Source organism: Marisediminitalea sp. (assembly GCF_984433645.1).
This window is the reverse complement of record NZ_CFIDRX010000219.1, coordinates 1-6,530: the sequence shown is the minus strand read 5'-3', so window position 1 is coordinate 6,530 and position 6,530 is coordinate 1. Positions and strand designations below refer to the sequence as shown.

Sequence of the window (6,530 nt, the reverse complement as noted above, 5' to 3'; positions counted from 1 at the left end):
TGGCCATAGGGTGAGACACGTTGAATTTGCCCAAGCTGCTGGCCATGTGAACAACAGCTGCTGGTTTTGCTACAGGCGCAGGCTTCTCTGCTGGTAAAGCTGGCGCTTCAACTACTGGCTCAGCTGCCTCAGGCTCACTGGTTTCAGCAACTGGCTCTGCTGTCGCAGGCGCTTCGGCTTCTTCAGTTTGAACTGATTCAACAGGTGCAGGTTCTGCTGATTCTGATTCTTCTGCAACAGGGGCTTCTGCCTCGCTTGCCGCTTCTGTTGATTCAGCTTCTACAGGCGCAGTTTCAGTGGTTGCTTCAACAACCTCTGCCTGGGGCGCTTCAGACTCAACAGCAGCTTCAGGTTGTGTTTCCTCTGCTACTTCCGCTTTCTCTACTTCCGCAGGCGCTTCCGGAGCCTCAGGGGCTTTCTCTTCAGCAACAGTGGCTTCAGCCGGAGCGTTGTCTGCATCCAGATTGATTTCTACCTGCTTAGGCTCAGACGCAGCTTCAGTTGATTCTGCGCCGCTTTCAGGCATATCAAACTGTAGCTCATCCTGTTGCACAGCTGGAGTGGCTTCTGCATCAGCTTCAGGTGCCTTGTCTTTCTTGCGACGCTGGCCAGCTGCGCGAGCGTGACGAGGTGAGCGACGGCTGCGGCTACGTGCGCCTTTTTCCGATTTCGCTTTGTCTTCGTCAGACTCAGTTTGTTCGCTGCTTTCAGCTTCATTTGCTACTGCCGGTGATTCAGCGTCTTTCGCTGTTGGTGCAGCTTGCTCAGTAACAACGGCTTCTGCCTGAACAGGTGTGTTAACTGCGTTCACTTCAGCAGCGTCCTGTTCATTGCTTTGCGTCGCTTTCTCGGCAACTTCAGCTTTAACAGCATTGGCTTGTTGTGCTTTTACGTTCTCGTCTTGCGCGTTGTCTGAAGCTGCAGATTGAGCCTGGTTGTTCTTCGCTCGAACACTGCCTTTCATGTTACGACGCTGGCGACGTTCTTTGACCACTCTTTTCTTCTCGGTAGGCTGTTCCGACTCATTAGTCTGAGCAGTTGCATCTACCGCATTGGTGTTGTCAGCGGCTTTATCCGACTGAGGCTTACGAGAGCGATTGCGACCGCGGTTATTACGTTCGTTACGATCCTGACGCGGCTTGTTATTACCAGTAGACTCATTTTTGTTGTCTTTCTCTGGCGCATCTGTGGCCTTGTCGTTGGTGTTCTTACGACGGTTTTTGTTGTTGCGCGGATTACGACGCTTGTCGTTCTGACGCTTGCGATTATTCTGACCACTGTTACGGCCTTTTTTCGGCTCTGGCTTAGGCGCTTCTTCTTCGCTGCTGAACAACTTGCTCAACCAATTGCCAAGTGCGGCGAATAAGCCGGGTTTTTCTTCTGCTTTAGCTTCAGGTGCCGCTGCTGGAACTACCGGTGCCTGGGTAGGCGCAATCAGACCTTTTAACGCGGGTTCTTCGCGTTTTACTGGCGTTGCTGTACTGGATTTAGTTTCCTCGGCTTCTGCTTCGGCCAGTTGCACGTTGTAGCTGGCATCTGTGATGACATCGTCGGTGCGGTGACGAACGATTTGATAATGCGGCGTGTCGAAATTTGGATTAGGAATGATCAACAGGCTGACGTTGTGGCGTTTCTCGATATTCTGAATTGCTTTACGCTTTTCATTCAGCAGGTAAGTGGCCACAGGTACAGGCAATTGCGCTTCAATCTGACCTGTATTGTCTTTAATACTCTCTTCTTCAAGAATACGCAAAATCGACAGAGCCAGTGATTCAGTACCGCGGATGGTGCCGTGACCTGAACAGCGAGGACATACATTGTGTGCAGACTCACCCAGAGACGGACGCAGGCGCTGACGAGACATTTCAAGCAAGCCGAAGCGCGAGATGCGGCCTAATTGAACGCGAGCGCGGTCAGGGCGTACCGCTTCTTTGATTCGGTTTTCTACTTCACGTTGGTGACGCACTGGTGTCATATCGATAAAGTCGATAACGACCAGACCACCCAGATCGCGCAGACGCAATTGTCGTGCGATTTCGTCGGCGGCTTCCAGGTTAGTGTTTAATGCAGTTTCTTCGATATCACCGCCTTTGGTTGCACGGGCAGAGTTGATATCGATAGAGGTCAGGGCTTCGGTTGGGTCAATAACAATTGAACCACCCGACGGCAGGCGCACTTCGCGCTCAAACGCCGACTCGATCTGACTTTCGATTTGGTAGTGACTGAACAAAGGCACATCGCCTTTGTACTGTTTTACGCGGTTCGCGAAGTCCGGGCGAACCAACTGAATGTGTTGCAATGCCTGTTCGTAAACGCTGGTTTTATCAATCAGGATTTCGCCAACATCGCGGCGCAGATAATCGCGGATTGCACGAACAATAACGTTACTTTCCTGGTGGATCAGGAACGGGGCAGGACGCTCTTCCGCTACTTTGGAAACTGCTTCCCAATGGGTCAGCAGTACGCGTAAATCCCAGTCCAGTTCTTCATAAGATTTGCCAACACCCGCGGTACGAACGATCAGGCCCATGCCATCTGGCAGGTCTAATTTCGATAAAGCCGCTTTCAGGTCGGTACGCTCATCACCTTCGATACGGCGAGAAATACCGCCGGCGCGAGGGTTGTTTGGCATAAGTACCAGGTAGCTGCCTGCCAACGACAAGAAAGTGGTTAACGCCGCGCCTTTCTGGCCGCGTTCTTCTTTGTCGATTTGAACAATAACTTCCTGACCTTCCTTGATCACATCTTTGATGTTAGGACGGCCTTCAAGCTTGTAGTCTTTAGGGAAATAAGTTCGGGCAATTTCTTTGAGGGGAAGGAAACCGTGGCGTTCAGCGCCGTAGTCAACAAAAGCCGCTTCCAGGCTGGGTTCTACGCGAGTGATTTTACCTTTGTAAATATTGGCTTTTTTCTGCTCGTGTCCAGGACTTTCGATGTCCAGATCGTACAGGCGCTGCCCGTCGACCAAGGCTACCCGCAACTCTTCTTGTTGAGTTGCATTGATTAGCATTCTTTTCATTGTATCTAACTCTGTAATAGTGCTTACAGCCGCCTAGATACACAATTGTGTTGACTGTGCAAAACCTCACCGCGCAACCTCTCGTTGGGCGGGGATCATGTTGTACGTTGTATTACCCTTAGTTTTGTCCGCCAAAGCCTGTTTTCAGCTTGGTGTTCTGTCTGTTATTGGGTGTCGGGAACAACGGGCCCTGATTCACTTTTTCTTGGTAGGTACCGACGTTTACTTCTGAGAGTCAGTACACTTTTGTCAATTCAATTCTGTATTACTAAACGGCAAAACGATTTTCGCTCTTATCGTGATAGTTGTCGAAGCGGGCAAGTGCCATCGCTGCGTTCTTCCCTCATTGCTTTCATGATTCACTTACGGATTAACCGTTACACATGAGGACATCACGAAGTGTTGTTAAACTTTTTTAGGTTTAACGTTCATTATTTTAACATCGCGCGAGACAGTTAATTTGAGTGTCGTTGCAGTTAAAACATTAAGATTATCGCACCAAAGTTCGAAAATAGGCAAGTAATACCGATTAATACTGCGAATAAAGCCTGGTTTCGGCCAATCCGCAGGTTAAAAAATAGCCATGTTGACCAGGCTTACAGTCATACAATCAGTAATACGAAGAAAGTTTAATTAAATCGCTTACGCACCGACAAGCGATAGGATAAAATGCCGCCGCATGAACACATCGAATCAATCTCAAGTGCACAATCAAGTCCAGTTTATTGAAGCCGAGCCCGATCTCGCGGGGCAGCGCATCGATAACTTCTTACGCACACAGTTAAAAGGCGTACCTAAAAGCCTTATTTACCGCATTCTTCGCAAAGGCGAAGTCCGGGTAAATAAAAAGCGGGTAAAGCCTGAATACAAATTACAGCCCGGCGATGTTATTCGCATACCGCCGGTGAAAGTCAGCGAAAAGCCAGAAGCACCTTCACCAAAGCTGAACAAAATTGCCAGTCTGGAAGAACACATTCTGTTTGAAGACGACCATCTTATAGTTTTCAATAAACCGTCTGGTTTGGCTGTTCACGGTGGTAGCGGGTTGAGTTTTGGCTTAATTGAAGGATTAAGGGCGCTGCGTCCTCAAGCCAAATTTATGGAGTTGGTGCACAGACTAGACCGTGATACGTCGGGGTGTATTCTGGTAGCTAAAAAGCGCTCGGCGTTGCGTCATATGCATGAACAGCTTCGCGAAGGCAAAATGGATAAGCGCTATCAGGCATTGGTAAGCGGCGCATGGCCGGAAAATCGGTTTAAGGTAAAAGCGCCGCTGCAAAAAAATGTGCTGCAGTCGGGTGAGCGATTGGTGAGTGTGTCAGAGCAGGGTAAACCGTCTGAGACGCGCTATCGTATACTTGAACGTTATGCGCAGGCGACCTTGGTTGAAGCGTCACCCATAACAGGGCGTACTCACCAAATCCGTGTGCACTGCCTGCACGCTGGTCATCCGATTGCCTGTGACGATAAATACGGCGATGCCGGGTTCGATCAGGCCATGCAGAACATTGGGTTAAACCGTTTGTTCCTGCATGCTGCCAGTTTGCGTTTGTTTCATCCTAAAGCCGAGCAGCCTGTTACGTTTCACGCACCGCTGGATAAGGTGCTAACCCGAACATTAGAGAGTCTCAATGAAGCAGTATGAATTAATCATTTTTGACTGGGACGGCACGCTGATGGATTCAGCAGCCAAAATTGTGCAGTGTATGCAACAAGCAGCCAGGCATTGTGAGGTTGACGTACCCAGTGATGAAGCAGTTAGCCATATTATTGGGATCAGCCTGAAGCCCGCTATTAAGCAACTGTTCAATACCGACGATGACCACCTGGCCGAGCGTCTGGTACTGGCTTATAAAGAGGTCTATCTAGGGGTAGACACCACACCCTGTCCGTTGTTTAACGGTGTGGAAACGATGCTAAGTGATTTAATGGCAAAGCAACGCACCCTGGCCGTTGCCACGGGTAAGGCGCGAAGAGGCCTTGAGCGAGCCTGGCGTCAAACTGGCACCGGGCACTACTTTACAACATCGCGTTGTGCTGATGAGGCAGAGTCTAAGCCGTCGCCGGATATGCTGTTACAGTTAATTGAAGAACGCGGACTAACACCTGCTCAGGCGCTCATGATTGGCGATACCACCTATGATATGCAAATGGCGCAGTCCATTGGCATGGACAGGGTAGGGGTAAGCTACGGCGTGCATGCACAGGTGCACCTGGAAAAACACAAACCCAAAGCCATTGTGCATTCAATAGCAGAGTTGCATGAGGTACTGACAGCATAAGGGCTGTCAGTGTCTTATATCAGTCGCTTTTGCAGGTAACAGTGTTTAACGAAGCACAATACTGGCTAAATCAATCTGCCATTTAGCCAACATATCCCTCAGCAGCATCACCGGCATACCAATTAACGTATTGGGATCGCGGGATTCAATGCGTTCAAACAGCAATACGCCTTTTCCTTCAGACTTAAAGCTGCCAGCGCAGTCGTAGGGTTGCTCACTTAACAGATAGCGCTCTATTTGTGCTTCGGTTAGCTTTTTAAAGGTCACCTTAACGGTTTCACATTCTGTCAGCGTTGCATGTTTAGCGTTATGCACCAGACTCAGCGCGGTGTAAAAGGTAACAGTATTCCCTGAACAGAGTGTCAATTGCTCAATGGCGTTGGGCAAATTACCCGGTTTTCCCAGCGTATGCAGTTTGCCTGTTGCATCGGTTACCGCAGCAACCTGATCGCCACCAATAACAACGGCATCCGGGTAGTCCGCCGCAATTTGTTCAGCTTTGGATTGAGCAAGGCGGCAAGCCAGGGCTTCCGGTGCTTCGGTGTCTCGCGGGGTTTCGTCTATCGACGGTGAAATGCCCGGTAATTGCAGGCCTATATTGGCCAGCTGCGCCAGTCGGTAGCGTGATGAAGAGGCAAGAATGAGTCTTGGGTAAGATTTTTTACTCATAAATTCAGTCGTTTAGTTTATTATCGTTATAGTAGTCCGGTGGTGAGCGGTCACCCCGGTTTATAGCAATAGTGTAGCGGAATTTAAGCGCTGGTTTTAGCTTTTTAACGTGAAATTGGTTGCCTTACCCGCTCAGAACCAGTGTAAAATTGCAGTCAGTCCGAATATTAGTGAAAAAGTCCATTAATCCTTTGACAGTAAAGGGTTGACGCTATATTATGCGCGCCCTATGCAGAAAGTGAAATTACCTTACCAGATCGATCCTGTCAAAAGCGCGTTAAAACGTTCCGATTATAAGGGCGTGTTAGCCGTCAAAGATATGGAACGATTAGTCGGTTCAGTTGTCAGTTATGACGAGTGGGTCGAAGTGGAAGTGCAGTTCAAAAAAGACGAGCAGGGTCTTACTGTTTTCCACGGCACACTGGATACTAAGGTGGCACTTATCTGTCAGCGGTGTAATGAGGCATTCGATTGTCCACTTCACGTAGAGTTTTGTTACAGTCCAGTGCAGGGACAACAAGACGCAGAAGCATTACCCGAAGCCTATGATCCGGTAGAGG

At 49.3% G+C, this 6,530-nt stretch carries 5 protein-coding genes; 3 read left to right on the top strand and 2 right to left on the bottom strand.

All coding sequences use genetic code 11. From position 1 onward, the window contains the following. Positions 1–3,019, bottom strand: a 3,019-nt coding sequence (rne, locus tag AC4MRN_RS18815) for a ribonuclease E (RefSeq protein WP_491204158.1), incomplete at its 3' end; no start/stop codon positions are given. Between the two features lie 679 nt (positions 3,020–3,698). On the opposite strand from rne, the gene rluC reads away from it, so the two are divergent. Together rluC and AC4MRN_RS18805 are read left to right on the top strand one after the other, a co-directional pair. Then, positions 3,699–4,664: a 23S rRNA pseudouridine(955/2504/2580) synthase RluC gene (gene rluC / locus AC4MRN_RS18810; RefSeq protein ID WP_491204157.1), complete on the top strand. Its 966-nt coding sequence runs from the start codon at positions 3,699–3,701 to the stop codon at positions 4,662–4,664. Continuing rightward, positions 4,651–5,301, top strand: a complete 651-nt coding sequence (locus AC4MRN_RS18805) for an HAD family hydrolase (protein ID WP_491204156.1) — start codon at positions 4,651–4,653, stop codon at positions 5,299–5,301. Before rluC ends, AC4MRN_RS18805 begins: the two co-directional genes overlap by 14 nt. Before the next feature lie 45 nt (positions 5,302–5,346). Here the strand turns inward: AC4MRN_RS18805 and AC4MRN_RS18800 are convergent, their stop codons facing one another. After that, positions 5,347–5,970 carry a Maf family protein gene (locus tag AC4MRN_RS18800; RefSeq protein WP_491204155.1) on the bottom strand — a complete coding sequence of 208 codons (624 nt, stop codon included), beginning with the start codon at positions 5,968–5,970 and terminating at the stop codon, positions 5,347–5,349. A gap of 319 nt (positions 5,971–6,289) precedes the next feature. Between AC4MRN_RS18800 and AC4MRN_RS18795 the strand changes: the two genes are divergently transcribed. Continuing rightward, positions 6,290–6,530: DUF177 domain-containing protein (locus AC4MRN_RS18795; RefSeq protein ID WP_491204154.1), on the top strand; the 241-nt coding region annotated here is incomplete at its 3' end.

What these genes read in the sequence shown, in the direction of transcription:
- rluC (WP_491204157.1), top strand. Translation starts at nt 3,699, where the DNA reads ATGAACACATCGAATCAATCTCAAGTGCACAATCAAGTCCAGTTTATT.
- AC4MRN_RS18805 (WP_491204156.1), top strand. Translation starts at nt 4,651, where the DNA reads ATGAAGCAGTATGAATTAATCATTTTTGACTGGGACGGCACGCTGATG.
- AC4MRN_RS18800 (WP_491204155.1), bottom strand. Translation starts at nt 5,970, where the DNA reads ATGAGTAAAAAATCTTACCCAAGACTCATTCTTGCCTCTTCATCACGC.